This window comes from Magnetospirillum fulvum, from assembly GCF_900108475.1.
GTDB classification, from domain to species: domain Bacteria; phylum Pseudomonadota; class Alphaproteobacteria; order Rhodospirillales; family Magnetospirillaceae; genus Phaeospirillum; species Phaeospirillum fulvum_A.
Window position 1 is genome coordinate 277,784 of record NZ_FNWO01000001.1, and the last position, 17,731, is coordinate 295,514.

General features: G+C 61.6%; 13 protein-coding genes and 2 pseudogenes. 10 read left to right on the top strand and 5 right to left on the bottom strand.

Annotated elements, in window-relative coordinates:
* Positions 1-309: 309 nt before the first annotated feature.
* A complete protein-coding gene (locus BLW40_RS01245; protein WP_139305445.1) occupies positions 310-627 on the top strand; it encodes a hypothetical protein in 318 nt (105 codons plus the stop codon).
* A 58-nt stretch (positions 628-685) separates the two neighbouring features.
* Here the strand turns inward: BLW40_RS01245 and BLW40_RS01250 are convergent, their stop codons facing one another.
* Positions 686-877 (bottom strand): hypothetical protein, encoded by a 192-nt coding sequence (locus BLW40_RS01250; RefSeq protein ID WP_074764720.1) that lies wholly within the window; start codon positions 875-877, stop codon positions 686-688.
* Positions 878-1,143: 266 nt separating this feature from the next.
* Here BLW40_RS01250 and BLW40_RS01255 point away from each other — a divergent pair, with 266 nt between their 5' ends.
* From BLW40_RS01255 to BLW40_RS01280, 6 genes and pseudogenes are all read left to right on the top strand, one after another.
* Entirely contained in the window at positions 1,144-1,749 is a 606-nt protein-coding gene (locus BLW40_RS01255; RefSeq protein WP_074764722.1) for a LysE family translocator, read from the top strand.
* Positions 1,750-1,969: 220 nt separating this feature from the next.
* Positions 1,970-2,212: pseudogene (locus BLW40_RS01260) on the top strand (transposase domain-containing protein); the annotation flags it as partial.
* A 285-nt stretch (positions 2,213-2,497) separates the two neighbouring features.
* Positions 2,498-3,724 carry a TolC family protein gene (locus tag BLW40_RS01265; protein WP_074764724.1) on the top strand — a complete coding sequence of 409 codons (1,227 nt, stop codon included), beginning with the start codon at positions 2,498-2,500 and terminating at the stop codon, positions 3,722-3,724.
* The gene (locus tag BLW40_RS01270; protein ID WP_083386564.1) at positions 3,721-4,884 is read left to right on the top strand and encodes an efflux RND transporter periplasmic adaptor subunit; all 1,164 of its coding nucleotides are present in this window, start codon (positions 3,721-3,723) and stop codon (positions 4,882-4,884) included. Before BLW40_RS01265 ends, BLW40_RS01270 begins: the two co-directional genes overlap by 4 nt.
* A gap of 12 nt (positions 4,885-4,896) precedes the next feature.
* Complete coding sequence (locus tag BLW40_RS01275; protein ID WP_074764726.1) at positions 4,897-8,073, top strand: efflux RND transporter permease subunit; 3,177 nt, start codon at positions 4,897-4,899, stop codon at positions 8,071-8,073.
* Between the two features lie 205 nt (positions 8,074-8,278).
* The gene (locus BLW40_RS01280; RefSeq protein ID WP_139305446.1) at positions 8,279-8,590 is read left to right on the top strand and encodes a cupredoxin domain-containing protein; all 312 of its coding nucleotides are present in this window, start codon (positions 8,279-8,281) and stop codon (positions 8,588-8,590) included.
* 18 nt (positions 8,591-8,608) lie between these two features.
* On the opposite strand, the gene BLW40_RS01285 is transcribed toward BLW40_RS01280, so the two are convergent.
* Together BLW40_RS01285 and BLW40_RS01290 are read right to left on the bottom strand one after the other, a co-directional pair.
* Complete coding sequence (locus tag BLW40_RS01285) at positions 8,609-9,382, bottom strand: YkgJ family cysteine cluster protein (RefSeq protein WP_074764730.1); 774 nt, start codon at positions 9,380-9,382, stop codon at positions 8,609-8,611.
* Positions 9,383-9,389: 7 nt separating this feature from the next.
* Positions 9,390-9,875, bottom strand: a complete 486-nt coding sequence (locus BLW40_RS01290; protein WP_074764732.1) for a YchJ family protein — start codon at positions 9,873-9,875, stop codon at positions 9,390-9,392.
* A 164-nt stretch (positions 9,876-10,039) separates the two neighbouring features.
* On the opposite strand from BLW40_RS01290, the gene BLW40_RS01295 reads away from it, so the two are divergent.
* Both BLW40_RS01295 and BLW40_RS01300 read left to right on the top strand, forming a co-directional pair.
* The gene (locus BLW40_RS01295; RefSeq protein WP_074764734.1) at positions 10,040-10,843 is read left to right on the top strand and encodes a formylglycine-generating enzyme family protein; all 804 of its coding nucleotides are present in this window, start codon (positions 10,040-10,042) and stop codon (positions 10,841-10,843) included.
* A 69-nt stretch (positions 10,844-10,912) separates the two neighbouring features.
* Positions 10,913-11,110 (top strand): annotated as a pseudogene (locus BLW40_RS01300) (transposase); the annotation flags it as partial.
* 109 nt (positions 11,111-11,219) lie between these two features.
* Here the strand turns inward: BLW40_RS01300 and BLW40_RS01305 are convergent.
* Together BLW40_RS01305 and BLW40_RS01310 are read right to left on the bottom strand one after the other, a co-directional pair.
* Positions 11,220-13,136 (bottom strand): ABC transporter ATP-binding protein/permease, encoded by a 1,917-nt coding sequence (locus BLW40_RS01305; RefSeq protein WP_074764736.1) that lies wholly within the window; start codon positions 13,134-13,136, stop codon positions 11,220-11,222.
* A 107-nt stretch (positions 13,137-13,243) separates the two neighbouring features.
* Positions 13,244-14,098 carry an ATP-binding protein gene (locus BLW40_RS01310; protein ID WP_074764738.1) on the bottom strand — a complete coding sequence of 285 codons (855 nt, stop codon included), beginning with the start codon at positions 14,096-14,098 and terminating at the stop codon, positions 13,244-13,246.
* A 613-nt stretch (positions 14,099-14,711) separates the two neighbouring features.
* On the opposite strand from BLW40_RS01310, the gene BLW40_RS01315 reads away from it, so the two are divergent.
* Complete coding sequence (locus BLW40_RS01315) at positions 14,712-17,729, top strand: tubulin-like doman-containing protein (protein WP_074764740.1); 3,018 nt, start codon at positions 14,712-14,714, stop codon at positions 17,727-17,729.
* Positions 17,730-17,731 lie beyond the last annotated feature (2 nt).

Genomic DNA, 17,731 nt, shown 5'->3' on the forward strand with positions numbered 1-17,731 from the left:
CTGTCCTTGGTTTGAGGAGTCCAATGGAAGATTGCCCTAGTCCCGCGGACGGCGCCGAGGCCTGTCGGCTGACCGCGCCGTCCGCACCCCATCCCCTCGCTTCGTCCGTTTTATTCGGACTGCCGCTCTAAGCTGTCCCCACGAGTGGTGGGGCGGTCCCGGTGCGAACAGCCCGAGCCACCCCGAGGATTGCGTTATGACGACGAATTTCCTGCGCTCACGCCACCTCCTGACCATCCGAATACGCCTTTTGGTTGATTTATTCGTATTCCGCTCCCATGGCGAATGCTAAGCAAACGGGAAATCGTGATGCTTCAGAATACAAACGAAGAAAGCCAGCAAGCGCTGGTCGCGTTCGAACAGGCGGCGTTTCATCTCTGGCAGGCGCATCGCCAGCACGTCGATTATCTGAGACGGGCCGCCAAGAGCGACGACACCCCCCGCACGCGTCGGACCCTGTACAACGCCCTGAAAAGCTACCGCAAAGCCGAGGCCGACTTGTTTCGGCGCTTGGCTGACGCGGACGAGTCCAGGAGAGGGAGTGCGGACGGTTTTTCACTCCACAAAGACAGCGTTTTCACTCCCGCAACAGAACCGTCACGAGGAAACGACGAGCGCTCTCGATAGCATCCCCTCGGTTTTTGCGTATAGGTCGGGTTTATAAAGGACTGGGCAATGGGACTTTTTATGGAATGGCATGAAGGTCGTCGGCCAGGGGGTGGGCTGAAACGGCCTCGCGCACGGCCGTTTCGATGCGGGTCATCTCCTCTGCGGTGATTTCCGTGCCTTCAGCGATCCGGACGGTTTCCGCGACATCCTCTGTCTCTGTATCCAGAGTAAAGGGCTCGGCCACCACCAGCGGATCGATCTCGGGCATCTCGCGGCGAAGTGTATCGCGGACATGATCGCGGACGGAGTGCGGCGGAAATCATGCTGCCGCCAAAGCTCGAATGCGGCCTTCTGCCGTTGTAGACGTCGAAATAGCGGCCCAGAGCGCTGGTTATCGAAAACGAGCTTTGTGCTAAATTTCTGTACCGACGGCCTGTCTATTTTCAGGATTTCCTCGACAGAAACCAGACGAATCAGGCATGTCTATCGGGAGATGCGCTTCGGCGCACGGGCACCCGCAAACGAGTCCGCCAAATGAGCCCAGAATACCTCTTTACGACATTTATCGTCTGCGCAGCACCGGGGATAGGTGTTGTATATGCCCTCTCTTCGACAATTGGGGGCGGGCTGCGGGCAGGATTCTGGGCTTCTCTTGGCTGCACCATTGCGACGGTCATTCATATGGCCGTGGCCATGGCCGGTCTTGCAACCATTCTGCATGCCAGTGCCGCATTGTTCCAGGCCGTAAAGTTTGCGGGCGTCGCCTATTTAATGTGGATGGCCTGGGCGGTCTTGAAAGATCAAGGTGCTTTGTCTCTGCGACCTAGCAAGCCAGAACCGTCTATAAGGATCGTCCGTCGAGGAATTTTGCTGAATATCCTCAATCCAAAACTTCCATTATTCTTTCTCGCCTTCATTCCGCAGTTTATGCCCCCGGAGAGTGGCGTCGCCGATTTGATGGAGCTTGGCTTCGGATTCACTGCCATGACTTTTATCGTGTTCATGGGATACGTCGTGATCGCTGCGAGCGGCCGCCAGCGTTTACTGGATAGCGAGCGGACAATGAACTGGCTCCGGCGTGCCTTCGCTGCGTCGTTCGTTGCTTTGGGACTGAAACTGGCCAGCGAAAACACGCGATAGGAAGGGCGCCAGTCGAGTCTGGGTGTTCGGCCAGTCCCCCCTTCCGGCCAATCGCGACGACTCCACACCTACAGAAGACATTCGTTGCAGATTGCACGCATCTTGATGCTTGCGCTGGAATAATACCGACCGTCCTATGAAATGACTTTTTTGATCCATGGGTCGAGACAGTAGCTTTTGATCCGCTGAGCATCTGCGGCTGTGATGTTGTCCGGAACCGCAAGGGCTGCGCGGAATTGCCCTCGGCAGAAAATCGTGGCTCTTCGCCGGGTCCGATCGCGGTGGCCAGCGCGCCGCCGCCATGTACAGCCTGATCGTCACCGCCAAGATGAACGATGTCGATCCCCAGGCCTGGCTCGCCGAAATCTTGGCCTGCATCGCAGGGCATCCCGTCAACCGGCTCGACGAACTCCTGCCGTGGAACAGGAGACGCGTCGCCACGGGGACTGATGCCGCCGCCTGAGACCTACACGGCTGCGGCTCCCACCGGAGGCTTAATATATAGCTACACATGCTCTAAAATTAACGAAAGGTGAATGGAGCATTCAGAACAGGGTCACATCTTTCATGTTAGGCAATGGAACGTCGATGTCTGTGGATACGCACTGTCCATTGGGCTTCACATCGTCGTTCCGAGTTGAAAGCCATCATGAAATCCATATCCCCTCTCCCGACCATCACGATTCTGCCGCCTTCGAAATCCTTTCGATTATCGTTGATCTGCGCCGCTGGAGCAGCAGCGAGCCAATTGATCTTTCCGACTGCCGCGCGAGCCATTGAACCGTCCCTCACGGCGATAACGCCGTATCTGGAGAAGGTTCTGGCCGAACATCCCCGGTCGCATCAGGCCCGCAGCGATGTCGAACGGGCGCGGGCCGAAGCCGAGGTTCTGGCCCAGCCGCTCTACAACCCCGAACTGGGTTTCAGCGGCGAGCACAAACGAACCCCAGCGGGGACGGACAGCGGCACCGGAGAGACGACGTGGACCCGTGTCGTCGAAGTGTCCCTGACCACCGATTTCGGCGCCAAACAGCAGCGACGGAGCGAAATCGGCACCCAGGGGGTTGACGTCGCCAATGCCGGAGAGGCGGAAGCGCGTTTGGCCTTGGTGTCCGAAGCCCTGACCCGCCTTGCCCGCTATCAGGGCGCCCAGGACAAGGAAGCCCTGGCCGCGCGGCAAGAAGCGGCCATGGCCAGTTTCGTGAGGTTGGCCGAACGGCAACGCAAGGCCGGTGACAGTTCGGCGGCGGACTTGTCGCTGGCACGGCTGGCCCTGGCGGAAACCGCCCGCCTCCGCGCCGACGCCCGGGTCGATCTGGCCCGTGCTCGCGAGGAAGTCCGTGGTCTTTGCGCCTGCGTTCCCGACGAGATCGCCCCATTGCCGCCGCAGCTTCCGATCGAAGACGCCGTGGTGGGAGAGGATATCGATCGCGTCCTGGATCGCCACCCCATCCTTCGCGGCTTGCGCGCGCGGGTCGAGGTGGCGCGGTCGGAACTGCGGCTGTCGGAGGAAGAGCGAATTCCCGACCCGACCTTCCGGCTGGGCGGGGGGAGCGAGGGTGACGCGACTCTCGTCACCTTCGGCGTGTCGGTGCCGATTCCGGTGCTGAATTCCGGCTCGGCCAAAGTCCGGGCCTCGGGCCGCGGCCTGGTGACGGCGGAAGCGGCGGAGGCCACCGCCCGGCGCGAGATCGCAACGGAACTGGCGGCGGCCCGCGCCTCCTATGTCGAGGCGCATCGTGGCTGGCGGATGTGGCGGGACCAGGCGATGGCTCCGATCGAGCAGCAGGCCGCCTTGATGGAGCGGATGTGGCTGGGCGGGGAAATCACCGCCACCGACTATTTCATCCAGATCCGTGAAACCGCCCGCGTTGCCCAGCAGGGGAGCGAGCTCAAGACTTCGGCCTGGACCTCTCTCGCCACTGTCCTCAAGGCGTCCAACGGCTTCGAGACCTTTATGGGACTTGCGCCATGAAACATTTTTCCCACCGTGCAATGACCGCTGTGTTGGCCGTGTCCCTGATCGGGACGGCCGTGACCATGGCGGGGGCGGCGCTGTCTCGCGATCCTGCTCCCGCGCCGAAGCAGGACACCGCCGCCCCCGTTGTCCCTGCGGCGGCGGCTCCGGCAGGGTTGGTGCTGTCACCCCAGCAGCGGGACGCCGCGGGGATCGTGATCGGGACGGTCGAGCGCAAATCCCTGTCCGGCGGGATGTCGTTTCCGGGCGAAGTCCAACCCAACCGCTATCGCTCCAGTCTCGTCTCCAGTCGCATTCCCGCCGTAATCCAGAACCGGCACGCGGTTCTGGGGCAGACGGTCCGACAGGGGCAGCCGCTTGCCACCCTATTCAGCGTCGAGGTCGCCGACGCCCAAGCCGGTTATGTGCTGGCCGAGCGCGAGTGGCGGCGGGTTCAGGATTTGGGACGCGACATCGTCGCCGGAAAACGCTGGATCGAAGCCGAGGTCGGACGTCAGCAGGCCCGCGCCCGCCTTTTGACCTATGGCCTGTCCTCGGCACAGATCGAGGCCCTGGCCAGAGACGGCCACAACCGGACCCCCGGCATTTTCACTCTGACGGCTCCGCAAGCCGGGATCGTCACCTCGGATTCGTTTCGGATCGGGGAAATGGTCGAGGCGGGCAAACCGCTGTTCGAGGTCGCCGACACCGCGACGGTTTGGATCGAGGCCCGCGTCGATGCCGATCTGGCCGGAACGCTGGTCCCCGGCGCCTCGGCCTCAATCCGGCTTGCGTCGGGCCGGACCAAGGCCGTCGTCAAACAGATCCTGCCGTCCCTGGATGAGCGGACCCGGACGTTGGGGGTTCGCCTCGAAGCCGAGAACCCGACACGCGCGCTCAATCCCGGGCAGTTCGTCCAGGTCGATCTGGAGCCCGGGGAATCGTCGGCCGGACTCGTCGTGCCGACCGATGCCGTGATCCGCAATGCCAATGGCGGCTGGGTGGTGTTCGTCGAGGATAAGGACGGCGGACTGGCTCCGGTCCCGGTGAGGGTGGTGCAGACCGCCAACGGTCAGTCGCAGGTGGAAGGGCTGACCACTGGGTCGCGAATCGTCACCAGCGGCGCGTTCTTTCTTCAGTCGGAACTCGACAAAAACGTCACCGGCTCTGCTCAGTAGAAGGCGTCAGACATGCTCAATCGACTGATCGACCTTGGCATCGTCAATCGCCAGATCGTGGTTCTTGGCCTGCTCGCCCTGATCGCGGCGGCTTCTGTCCTGCTCCCCAAGCTCAATCTCGACGCCTTCCCGGACGTCACCAACGTTCAGGTCGTGGTCAACACCGAAGCCAACGGGTTGGCCGCCGAGGAAGTCGAGCAACTGATCACCTACCCGATCGAAGCGGTGATGTACGCCGCCCCGAACGTCGAAGAGGTCCGTTCGATTTCCCGAACCGGCCTGTCGGTGGTGACAGTGGTATTCAAGGAGGGAACCGACCTCTATTTCGCCCGCCAGATGGTGTTCGAACGGCTGCAAACGGCCAAGAGCCAGATTCCGAGCGGGGCCGGATTGCCCCAGATCGGCCCCAACACCTCGGGGATCGGTCAGGTGTTTCAATATGTGCTGCGGACCAAAGACCCCCAGCACTTCGACGCGATGGCCCTGCGCGGGCTGAACGACTGGGTCGTCAAGCTTCTGCTGATGCCGGTGGACGGGGTGACCCAGGTGCTCTCGTTCGGCGGCGAAGTGCGGCAGTATCAGGTCCGGGTCGATCCGAGCAAATTATTGTCCTATGGCGTGCGGATCGACGATATCCGCGATGCGATCGAGGCCAGCAACCGCAATGCCGGAGGGCTGTTTCTCGACCAGGGCGCCGAGCAATTGGTGATCCGTGGCATCGGCATGATGCGCAGCGGCAATCAGGGGCTCGACGATATCGCCAACGTGCCGATCAAGGAGGACAAAGGCGTCGTCGTGCGGGTGCGCGATGTCGCCCGGGTTCTTTTCGGAGGCGAGGTCCGCCAGGGCGCGGTGACGATGACCGTGCGCGAGCCAAACGGGACGATGACGCCGATGGGAGAAGTGGTCAGCGGTATCGTGCTGAAGCGCGTCGGAGCCAACACCAAGGCGACAATCGACGGCATCAAGGAACGCCTGCCCCTGATCCAGAAAGCGTTGCCTGCGGGCGTGACGCTCGATCCGATCTATGACCAGTCCGATCTGGTGGACAAGGCCGTCGCCACTGTGGTCAAGGCGATGCTGGAGACCTTTGTCCTGGTGATCGTGGTTCTGATCCTGTTTCTGATGAATCTGCGCGCTGCGTTGCTGGTCCTGCTCAGTGTGCCGATCTCGGCGGGTCTGGCGTTGATGGCGATGTCCTATCTCGACATTTCCGCCAACCTGATGTCGCTGGGAGGGCTGACCATCGCGATCGGCATGATGGTCGATGGCTCGGTGGTGATGATGGAGAACATCTTCGTTCACATCACCCAGCCCCGCCCGCCGTCGCTGGCGGGAGGTCCGGGCGGGTCCAGCGGACTCACGTTGCGGATTCAGCAGGCCGCCCGCGAGGTCAGCCGTCCGGTGTTCTTTGCCGTCATCATCATCATCGTGGTGTTCACCCCGCTGTTCAGCCTGGAAGGAGTCGAAGGCAAGCTGTTCCAGCCGATGGCGGTCAGCATTGTTCTGGCGATGGCGGCGTCCCTTCTCGTCGCCCTGGTGGTGATCCCGGCGCTGGCGACTTACTTGCTGGGGGCCGGGGTACACCACAAGGACAGCTATATCTTCCCGCCGATCGAACGGCTTTACGGCAAGGTTCTTCCCGCCGCGTTGCGCCACCCGCGCAAGGTCGTGCTGGGCGCGCTGGGATTTTTTGTCGTGTCGCTGGCAACACTTCCCCTCATCGGCACCGAGTTCATGCCGGAATTAGAGGAAGGTACCCTCAACATCCGCGTCACGCTTCCCGCCGCGTCCAGTCTCGACACTGCTCTCGGGGTGGCGACCAAGCTGGAGGCGCGGCTTCAGGCCTTCCCGGAAGTGACCTACGCGTCGAGCCGGATCGGCCGGGCCGAACTGGGAGGCGATCCCGAACCGGTCAGCAACATCGAGATTCTCGTCGGCTTGACGCCGGTCGCCGACTGGACCACCGCGTCCAACCGCAAGGCGCTTCAGGCGCAGATGGAAAAATCGATGTCGGTGATGCCCGGCCTGCAATTGTCGTTCTCCCAGCCGATCGCCTCGCGGGTCGATGAATTGATGTCCGGCGTCAAAGCCCAATTGGCGATCAAACTGTTCGGACCCGGCCTCGACGTTTTGGCGGCCAAGGGGCAGGAGATCGAGTCGCTGGTCAAACGCATCCCCGGCACCCGCGACGTCGCGATGGAAAAGATCGCGGGTGAGGCCCAATTGACCATCACCCCGAACCGCGAGGCCCTCGCCCGCTATGGCATTCCGGTCGGTCAGGTAATGGCCTTGGTGTCGGAAGCAATCGGCGGGGTCGGAGCCGGACAGATCATTCGCGGCAACGAGCGCTATGACATTTATCTGCGCCTCGATCACCGCTTCATCGCCACCCCGGAAGCCATTCGCGATCTGGTGATCCAGGCTGGCAACGGAGCCTGGGTCAAACTGGGCGACGTCGCCCAAGTCGTCATCGACAGCGGCCCGCCCCAGATCCGCCGCGACGACGTTCAGCGCCGCATCGTGATCGAGGCCAACGTCGAAGGCCGCGACATGGGCGGTCTGGTCGCCGAATTGCGTCAGGCGATCGAAACCCAGGTCACGCTGCCGCCCGGTTACACCGTCGTCTATGGCGGGCAGTACCAGAACCAGGAACGGGCTCAGGGGCGGCTGATGATCGTCGTGCCGCTGTCCTTGGCGATGATCTTCCTGCTGCTCTATTTCGCCTTCCACTCGGTCGGTCAGGCGGCGTTGATCATGCTGAACGTCCCTCTGGCGATGATCGGCGGCATCTTCGCCCTTCTGCTCAGTGGACAATATCTCTCGGTGCCGGGGTCGATCGGCTTCATCGCCCTGTTCGGCGTCGCCGTCCTGAACGGCGTGGTGATGGTCAATGCAATCAACCAGAACATTCTGGGAGGAATGCCGATCAGCCATTCGATCACCCACGGCGCGTTCTCTCGCCTCCGTCCGGTGCTGATGACGGCCTTTATCGCCGCGCTTGGGCTTATTCCGATGCTGATGTCGAACGGCGTCGGGTCGGAGGTGCAACGACCTCTGGCAACCGTGGTGGTGGGCGGTTTGGTCTCCTCGACCTTGCTGACCCTGGTGATCCTGCCGGTGCTCTACCGGATGTTCTCGGCGGGACTCATCCGGGAATGGCTGGTCACCCATCAGACCCGGACCTGAGCCCCTCCTGTCAGCTCGCGAGAATGAACCGAAGATGAACAACAAGATCATCTTCGGTTCAGAGGGGTGATGCTATTTTTTCATTAATGAAAACAACGCACCCCCTTCACAGGGGATAAGACTTAAGGCAAATGACGACATGAGAAAGATCGCTTCTATAATTTTTGCAGTGGCATCTATCGGCGTCGCCGGATGCAGTGATCGGATGATTCGCTCCGTCGTTATTAACGACGACCATATGCACCCTCACGAGATCACGGTTCCGGCCAACACGCCGTTTCACTTGACCGCAGCGGCGATCGGTCCGACCGCGACAAGCATCTCCAGCCCGCAGATCGGACTGCCCTCGCTCGACGTGCCTGCGACCTGGGTCACCACCATCTCGCCGCGGGGCACCTCTCTCCCCGGCGATCTGAGAAAGGCACGGACCGACGTCGGTCCGCTGGAGGCCGGGATCTATCAGATCACCTGTGATTGCGGCGGACGGAACCAAACGATCAAGCTGATCGTCGAGTGATCGCGGCAAAAGAAACGATCATGTCCCAGTGCCGCCGCGCCGGGCCAGCCGGGTCATCTCCTGCTCCCAGGCGCGGTACTGGCCGGTAAAACCGGCGAGTCCAGGATCGGACCCGGTGCGGGCGGCAAAGTCAGCCAGCACCGGGACCTGGAGCGCAGCGATTTCGGCGCGATCGACCGAGTCCAGTCGTCGCAACAGAGTGGAAAACCCGACCAGAAGCTCACCACCGACGGGCTTGGCCGCCGCCGCCGTCAGTTTCTCCACCACCCCCGGCACCGTCGCAACCAGGGCACCGGCATAGGCACGCAGGATCGGAGCCTGATCGCGCATCGCCCGTGCTTCGATTTCGAAGTCGTCGCGGGCAACGATTGCTCCATCGCGATAGACTACTGGAGCGGTGGCCGAGACATCGCAGGCCCAGCCCGAACGCGGGATCAGCAGCGCCGACTGATCGCGCTCATCCCGGGCGGCAAAGAACGGCATCGTCCGACAGCGGACTGGTTTGTCGCGGTGAATGGCGCACAGCCCGTCGGCGGCCAGTTCGGGACAGGCCAGTGTCGGCGGCAGATAGGATACCGGGCTGATCCGCACCGCGATCTGACGCCGGTTGGGCAAGCGGACCGCGCTGCCCAGTCGGAGGGTCAGGTCGAACGATTTATGCCCCGGCCGCACGGGCGTCAGCATCACCCCCAGCGGAAAGCGCCCGGCATGGGCAAGCGCATCGTCCAGCGTCAGCGGCAACAGGCCGTAACAGCATTTCCCGCAGGCGGTACAGGCGAACCGGCGCTCCATCCTCGCCTCAGCCGCCGCAGCAGACTTTGAACTTCTTCCCTGATCCGCACGTACACGGCTCGTTACGCCCGACCTTGGTCACCGTTCGCGGCGCGGTCTTGGGACTGACCGTGCCATCGACATAGACCCACTCGCCATCCCGACGCCGGAACGTCGCCAGTTCATGATGCAGGTGGGGCTGTCCCCGCATTTTGAAGCGGGCGATGTACTCCAGCGTCCCTTCCGTGTCGGCTTCGCCGCCGCCAGTCGCAACACGAACCTCCAGTCCGACCGCGACCGCCTCCTGGGCGGACTCGCCGACCTCGTCGCGGTCGAATTCGGCCCGCTTTTCCGGAGCCAGGGTGCGGTCGAGATACCCGAGATCACCCCGAATAAAAGCGGTATAGCGCGCCCGCATCAACGCCTCGGCGGTGGGGGCCGACCGCTCGCCCGCGATCAGCGGACCGCAACAGCAGTCAAACGACTGACCCGAACCGCATTGACACATCGACATGATCCCGGGTCTCCCTCGCGCGGACAATAGGCGTTGCGGCCCAGATGTCGGACCGGCGGGTACTCTCGCGTCTCGAAGATTAACCGGACATGAACCCGCGCGTCACCATTGGTTCAAGACAGGGGAGATAGGATGGATTTTGCCCCTTTCTTGCCGGAGGATTCATGCCTCGACGTCTGACCGCAGCGGCGGCACTGCCGCTTGCCCTTCTTTTCATTGCCGCTCTCGCCGCCCCCCAATCGGCCGACAGCGCCCCGGTCTTCCGCGATTGCCGCGATTGTCCCGAAATGGTCGAGATTCCGGCGGGGCGATTCCAGATGGGCAGTCCCGCTACCGATCCGGCCCGCGAGCCCGGCGAGGAGCCGCGCCATCCGGTTACCATTGCCAAGCCGTTCGCGCTGGCGATTTACCCGGTGACCCAGGCGGACTGGACGGCGGTGATGGGGACCAACCCCAGCCACTTTCGCGGCCAGTCCTTTCCGGTCGAGAGCATCAGTTGGGCCGAGGCCCAAACCTATATCCGTCGTCTGAACGAGAAGACCGGGCAATCCTATCGCCTGCCGACCGAGGCGGAATGGGAATATGCGGCGCGGGCCGGAACCGACACCCGCTATACCTGGGGCGACGACATCGGACAGGGGAAAGCCAATTGCGACGGATGCGGCAGTTCTTGGGGCGGCCGCTCGACTGCGCCGGTGGGATCCTTCCCCCCCAATCCGTTCGGGCTGTACGACATGTCCGGCAATGTCTGGCAATGGACCGAGGATTGCTGGTCGCCGACCTATCGCGGCGCACCATCGGATGGCCGGGCCAGGGTGGATCGGGCCGCCTGTCCCCGCGTGCTGCGCGGCGGATCGTGGGGCAACAGCCCGGTGCATCTCCGCTCGGCCAAACGGATGTGGTTCGCCCAGGATTTCCGTTTCATCAATCTGGGGTTCCGCCTCGCCCGCGACTCAGCTCATCCATAGGGAGAAGTGGCCCCGGAAATTCGGACAGCATGTTAAGCTATCGCCCATTGCGAGCAATGACCTTGAGCAATGGGTAAGGTGACGAGGAAGCTCTACAGCGCGGATTTCAAGGCCAAGGTGGCGTTGGAGGCGATCAAGGGCGATCTGACGCTGGCGGAGTTAGCTGCCAAGCACGGCATCCACCAGACGATAATCGCGACATGGAAGTGCCAAGCCATCGAGGGGATGGCGGCGACGTTCTCGAGCAAGTCCGAAGCCGCCCGACCCTCCGTCATTCCTTTCGCCTGTGCCGGCAACCGCTCTCCCTTGCCTTATTCTCCAATCCGATCATCGCTGATCGCACTGGGGAGAGCAGCACCCCGCACTACCGCATGTATTAATTGCGCCAGTCGCCGTGCTTGCCGCCGATGCCGTTGGTCAGAGAGCGGCGTTCGCTGCGGCGACGCAGGGGCGCGAGCAGGCGACCGCTCCAGCTTGAAGAATGCGGCTTGGGCTGGGTCTGCCAGTCCTTGCGCGATTCCTTGATCAGCATCTTGCCTTCGTGGTTGGCCGCCAGGGTTAACGTGCGCTGGTGATAGGCTTCGAGGTCGGCATGAAAGCCAACGGTCATGATCGTCGCGTTGCGGAACTCGTCGATCAGCAATTGCATCAAGCGGCGTTCGCTTTCGGGGTCGAGCGCATCGGTCGCTTCCTGCATCACGATCCAGCGCGGCCGGTGCAGCAGAAGACGGGCGAAGCCCAAACGCTGCTGCTCCCCGGCCGTCAGCACCTGATCCCAACTGTTATGCTGGCGCAATTGCTCGGTCAGATGGCCAAGGCCGACCCGGACCAGGGCGTCGCGCATCGCCCCTTCGGCAAAACTGTCCGAGGTCGATGGATAGGCCAGCACACCACGCAACGAGCCGATCGGCATGTAGGGGCGTTGCGGCAGGAAGAACAGAGTCGCGTCACAGGGCAGACTGACCGTGCCCTTGCCCCACGGCCACAATCCGGCGACGACCTTAAACAGTTTGACCGCCGCGCCGGGATCACCACCGATCAGCACTCGCTCGCCCGGCGCGATCTCGGCCGAAAAGCCTTCGATCACGACCCGCCCGTCGGCGTCGGCGATGGTCAGGTCGTGGAAGCACAGGGTCGGCGTGGTGGAGCGTTCGACCATCACCGCATGAGCGTCGGGGCGGGAGGAATCGTCGCGCAGGGCCTGAAGCGCGTCGTTGAGTGACAGCACCCGCTCGACCGAGGCGCGCCATTCCGCCACCTTCTGCATGTTATCGACCGGCCAGGATAAGGCCGAGGTCAGTTGCTGGAACGCCAGCGCCGATTGCATCGTCTGTCCCAGCGAGATCGTCCCGGCGATGTAGCGGGGAGCGGCGATCAGGATCGGAAAGGCGGTCGAAAACACCGCATAGCCCGAGGTAAACAGGAACAGACGGGTCAGACCGGCCGTCTGCCGCCGCCACGCCCCTTCGATGCCGCGGAACAGTTCAGAGAAGCGGCGGCGCTCGCCGACTTCGCCATGAACCAAGGCGATCGCTTCGGAATTCTCGCGGGCGCGGACCAGCCCGAAGCGGAAATTGGCCTCGGCGGTCTGGCGGCGGTCGGTGGCGCGGATCAGCGGCTGGCCCATCCACAGCGCCAGCGACGATGCCGCCGAGGCATAAAGCAGCGCGACCCACACCATGAAGCCGGGAATCGGCAAGGTGGTGTCGCCCAGGGTGATGCTGATCCCTTCGGACAGCGTCCACAAAATATTGATGAAGCTGATCAGGAGCAAGCCGCAATAAATCAGGGAATGAGCAAGATCGACCGCGGATTCAGTACAGGTGCGGATATCTTCGGCGATCCGACCATCGGGATTATCGTGATTGCCGGGCAGGTGGCTCAGTTGGTAATGATGGCCCATCGCCATCCAATTATCCTGCAACCGCCGGGTCAGCCAGCGTCGCCAACCGAGTTGAAGTTGCCGTTTGATCCGCAGATGCAGGCCGGTGACGCTCATGCTGGCGATCAGGATCACGACGATCTGGGCGATCAGGGCATAAAACTTGTCGATCGAGCGCTGTTCCAGCGCATCGAACAACCTGGCGTTCCACAGATTGACCTGAATCGGGATGATCACCTGACACACGGTCAGAATCGCGAACAGCACCAGCCATCCGCGAATCTTCCATTTTTCTTCCGATTGCCAGTAAGGCCCGGCCAGATGCAGAAAGCGGCCGAGAAAAGTGCGTAACGGCACAACAACCGGCTCGGTTGTGTCGCTATTCGCGCTGCTGGTACTGTCCGTTGCCATCCGTCCGTTCCCGCCCCCTCGATCCCAAAGATCATCCCCCCGAAGCTCACTTAACCCTGTTTAGAGGAGCGCGTGAAGGGGGCTTGACGGGGACAGAGAGACGAATTCTATAGCGGCCGCTCCAAGCGCCCGGCGAGATCCTGGATGAACTGCCACGCCACCCGGCCCGACCGGGCGCCGCGCGTTACCGTCCACTCGTTGGCGGCGCGGTGCAGTTCTGACTTTTCAATCGGAAGCTGGTAACGGGCGACGTACCCCTCGACGATCGACAGGAAGGTATCCTGGTCGAGATGATGGAAGCCCAGCCACAATCCAAAGCGGTCGGACAGCGAGACTTTTTCTTCGATCGCTTCGCCGGGATTGATCGCGGTGGCGCGTTCGTTGTCGATCATGTCGCGCGCCATCAAATGACGGCGGTTCGAGGTAGCATAGAACACGACATTGGCCGGGCGGCCCTCAATGCCGCCTTCCAGCACCGCCTTCAGCGATTTATAGGCATCGTCCTGCTGATCGAACGACAAATCGTCGCAAAACAGGATACACCGCCGCCCGCTTTCTTTCAGCAAGCGCAGGCACCGAGGCAACGTGGGAATGTCCTCGCGATGAATCTCGACCAGCGCCAGCGCCTTGGGGCTTTCGGCATTGATTGTCGCGTGGACCGCTTTGACCAGCGAGGATTTGCCGGTGCCACGGGCTCCCCACAGAAGGGCGTTGTTGGCCGGAAGCCCACGGGCGAAGCGGCGGGTATTGTCGAGCAATTGCTCGCGCTGGGATTCGATGCCGCGCAACAGATCGATCTCGACCCGATTGACGGCGGCGATCGGGTCGAGCCGGTCGGGATCGGCGTACCAGACGAACGCGTCGGCGGCCGACAGGTTGGCCTTGGCCAGCGGCTTGGGGGCCATGCGCTCCAGGGACTGGGCGATGGAGTTCAGGGCCTCGATGGCGGCAATGAAGTTCATGGGGCGAATCCGGCAAGCTGAAACGAAAAGCGGGGCAAAGCCTATCACTGTCGGACCGTTTCGTCAGTTTGACTTGTCTATGGCGTCCTCGACGGGAGTCATCCGATCCCACGAACCTCCGGCTTATGGCCGATGAAATTGCGTCCTCGAGGTCAGCCCCAGGTTCCGGAATGCTTCCGCATCGCTGCCCCGCATTTCTTCTCCCCTGAAAGTCACAGGGAGACTCAAATCATGCTCGCCATTCAGAGAATGGGAGAGGCGATGCCTGTGAACGACATCGATATCAGCATGGATGGCAAGAGACCGCTCGCAGAGTTTCGCAGGTATTTTCAACTTAGAGAGGCACGCCATTCTCCTCTCGGCAGTTGCCATTGCCCAAGGCCAGTCGATCTAACTATATTGCAATGTGAAAAGTATTCTTTTGGTCGTTCTAATCTCCCTAATTTGGATCGATCAGTGGAACGCATCAGCGCCCATTGACTCGCTTTGGTGGTTTGCTACACTTTCACATGAACTCCTGAGGGGGGAGGAAGACAGCTGCCGTGTTGATACCTCAACGAAGAGCTGCGCGCAGGTCCTCTCGGACTAATAGTAAGAGTCGGAGGTGGCCATCATGAAAAATCATCTCATCATTGGCTTGGGTGGTACCGGAGGGCGTGTCATTCGCGCGCTTCGCAAGCGAATCATGGTGGAAAACCGCTCCAACGACGTGCCTATCCCAGGCCGATCGGGAGAATGCCTGGGGCTGCGATATCTCTACATCGACTCCAGCGCTGAAATGATGAATCCGACTGACGAATCGTGGCGGGTTCTAGGACAAAGCGTCCAGTTGCCTCAATCGGCGCAAATGAAGATCACCGGGGCCAATATCCGCGCCGTTCTCGCCAATCCGCAGACTCATCCGACCATCCGGCCCTGGATCGGCTCCCCCAACCAATGGGCCAAGGTGCCTGACACGGTGATCAGTGCCGGTGCCGGTGGGCAGCGCCGACGTCTGGGGCGCTTTCTCTTCGCGATGAAAGCCGCTGAATTTTCGGAAAAGCTCAGCCGCTCGGTCGATGAATTGCGCCGCGCCACCGGTAATTCTGACGTGCATGTCCACATCGTCACCGGTCTGGCGGGCGGAACCGGTGGCGGATCGTTCATCGACGTCCTGACTCAGGTTGCTCAGCATCAGTCAATCACCACCTCGTCGCACATCTCGCTGTTCGCCGTCCTGCCCGAACGCAATACCACCTGGAACGCCGGCAATTACTACGCCAACGGCTATGCCTCGCTGCTGGAATTGAACGGCCTGCTGATTGGCAAGTATCGCCCCTGCGATCTCAGCACGCCCGGCCAGCTGGTGACGCTTAATCATCAGTTGTTGAAAGGCATCTATCTGATTTCGAACGAAAACAGCGATGGAATATCGCTGACCGTCGATTCTGACGTGCCGGTGATGATTGCCGACTTCCTTTATGAACGCCTGCTGGAGAGCGAACAGGGCCAAGCCCCCATCGCCACCAACGAGAATGAGAATTTTGGTCCGGAGCTGGTGCCGGGCACGACCGAGCCGCAACGGGCTCGCATGTTTTCTAGTTTCGGCATCAAGCGGGTGGAATACCCCGAAAACGAAATTGAGGAATATTTGGCGGCTAATATCGCGCGAATGGCCAGCCTGCAACTCAGCTTCAACAATTGGACGGATGAATTTGGATTCATCGACCGCCGGGTCCAGGTCAATTTCAGGCAGAGGGTGGAAGATAAGACGCTGCGGGAACGCTGGCGTCTGACCGATGATCACCTGAAATACGTGCTGCCCGTGCTGGACGAGGATAGCTCCCGTGCACGGGAGCACAATTGGCTGCCAACGCTGGACGCGGAGTGGAACGAAGCCCGCGACTATTACCAAGTGGAATGCAAAGATCTGGACCGGTTGGAGATGCTGCCCCGGTACCATGATTTGATGGAGCAGCAGTTCGGGAACGGCGGATTCCGGCGCCAGGGCGTGCAGGAATTCTACCGGCTGCGCAGTGCTGGGCGCGCGGCGATCGCGGCCCGCATCGCTGAACTGGTCGAAGACGAGTTGCTGCGCAAATGGCGCGAGGGCGAGATCGGCTGGTCGTTGGACGATCTGCTGGAAACCCTGAAATCTCTGCGCGAAGCCCTGGAAGAGCGCCGCGCCGGTTTTGAAAAGGCCGCCTCCGACCTGCGTGAGCGGATCAAATCCTACGACGACGAACTGGCCGAACAGCGTTTTGCCGCCGCCGATACCTCGCCCATTACCTGGCCCTTCAAACGTAGCGGGATCCTACAGGCCTATGCTCAGGTGGTAAGCGAATACATGGTGGCGCGGACCGATCTGGAGGCGACCAATTTCGCCACCTCGTTGATCCCTGCGATCCTGGAACAGATCATCGAATTACAAAACCACATCGAGCGGGTGCGGACCATCGTTGCCGAGGCCCTGGAACGATTGCGCCAGACCATCGACAGCCGCCTGCGGACCGAAGATGCCAACGCATCGGCCGCCGCCATCCGGCGGTTCGACCCCACCACGGTGGTGCAATTGCGCGACAAGATTCTGCGCGACCGGTCGGAAATGGGCCGTATCGCTTCGGAGATCCGGCGCAGCCTGCTCGATACGCCGCTTTTGCGCAATTCGCCGCATTTCCGGACTCTGCTCGAAGAACTGCAAGGGGTCGCTCTGGACCAACGCCTGCTGGAACGCTGCGATGCCATGACCAAATCCGTGCACGACAATCTGGTGCAAGGCGATGCCAACCGGGTGCTGGGCGTGCAACTGATCCAACGCTTGCGCACCGAATTCGGCGGCGACCCCGAAAAGCTGGATGCCTTTACCCGCGATATCGTGGCCAAAGCCAAACCTTTCGCTCGCATCGACGAGACCGAAAAAGTGAAGGATCCGCAAACGGTGGGGGCACCCCCAGGGGCCGCCATGGTGACGGCCATCGTGGTTCAGCGTCCCAAGCCGCCCGGTTACGAGGCCTTCCTCGACAGCCTCGATACCAGCATCAACGCCACCCATCTGGGCATTCGCATTCCCGATCCATCGACCTCGAAGCCCAATGCCCTGACGGCCATTTCCGTTCATTCCGGCATGCCGATCCGCTTCCTCGAGATCGCGAAGTTCCTGAAGGCAGAGTACCAGAAGAGGTTGGACGCCACGGTCGATCTCGGCAAGCTTGAAGTTCATACCGAGGATGGTGCCTTAGAACTGCCCGATCTGTTCCTTACCGCCGGTCCTCCCGTCAATGCTTTGTCTTATCTTCTTCTGGGGCAGTCCCTGGGCATCGTTTTCGAAGAAAAGCACCCTCAGACCGGCCGCAATGAAATCGTACTGAAGAGTCTGGACCGCGACGGCTTCGACCAGATCGACAAGATTGCCGACAAGTGGGCCGATCTGCCCGCGGCGCTGGAGCATCGCGAATTCCTAACTCTAAAGAACACCGTCGATACGTTGGTGGCCAAGACCCTGGTGCACCAGGATAAAAAACGCGAAATCTATGCCGCAGTGGTGGCCCTGGTCCGTGAGGTGGGCGACGCCGAGGGCCAGCGCAGCGATCGCTATACCGCCTGCCGCGAGGGGGCGAGTGTTGCCAAAAAGATCCTGGGCGTGGAGGACTGAAC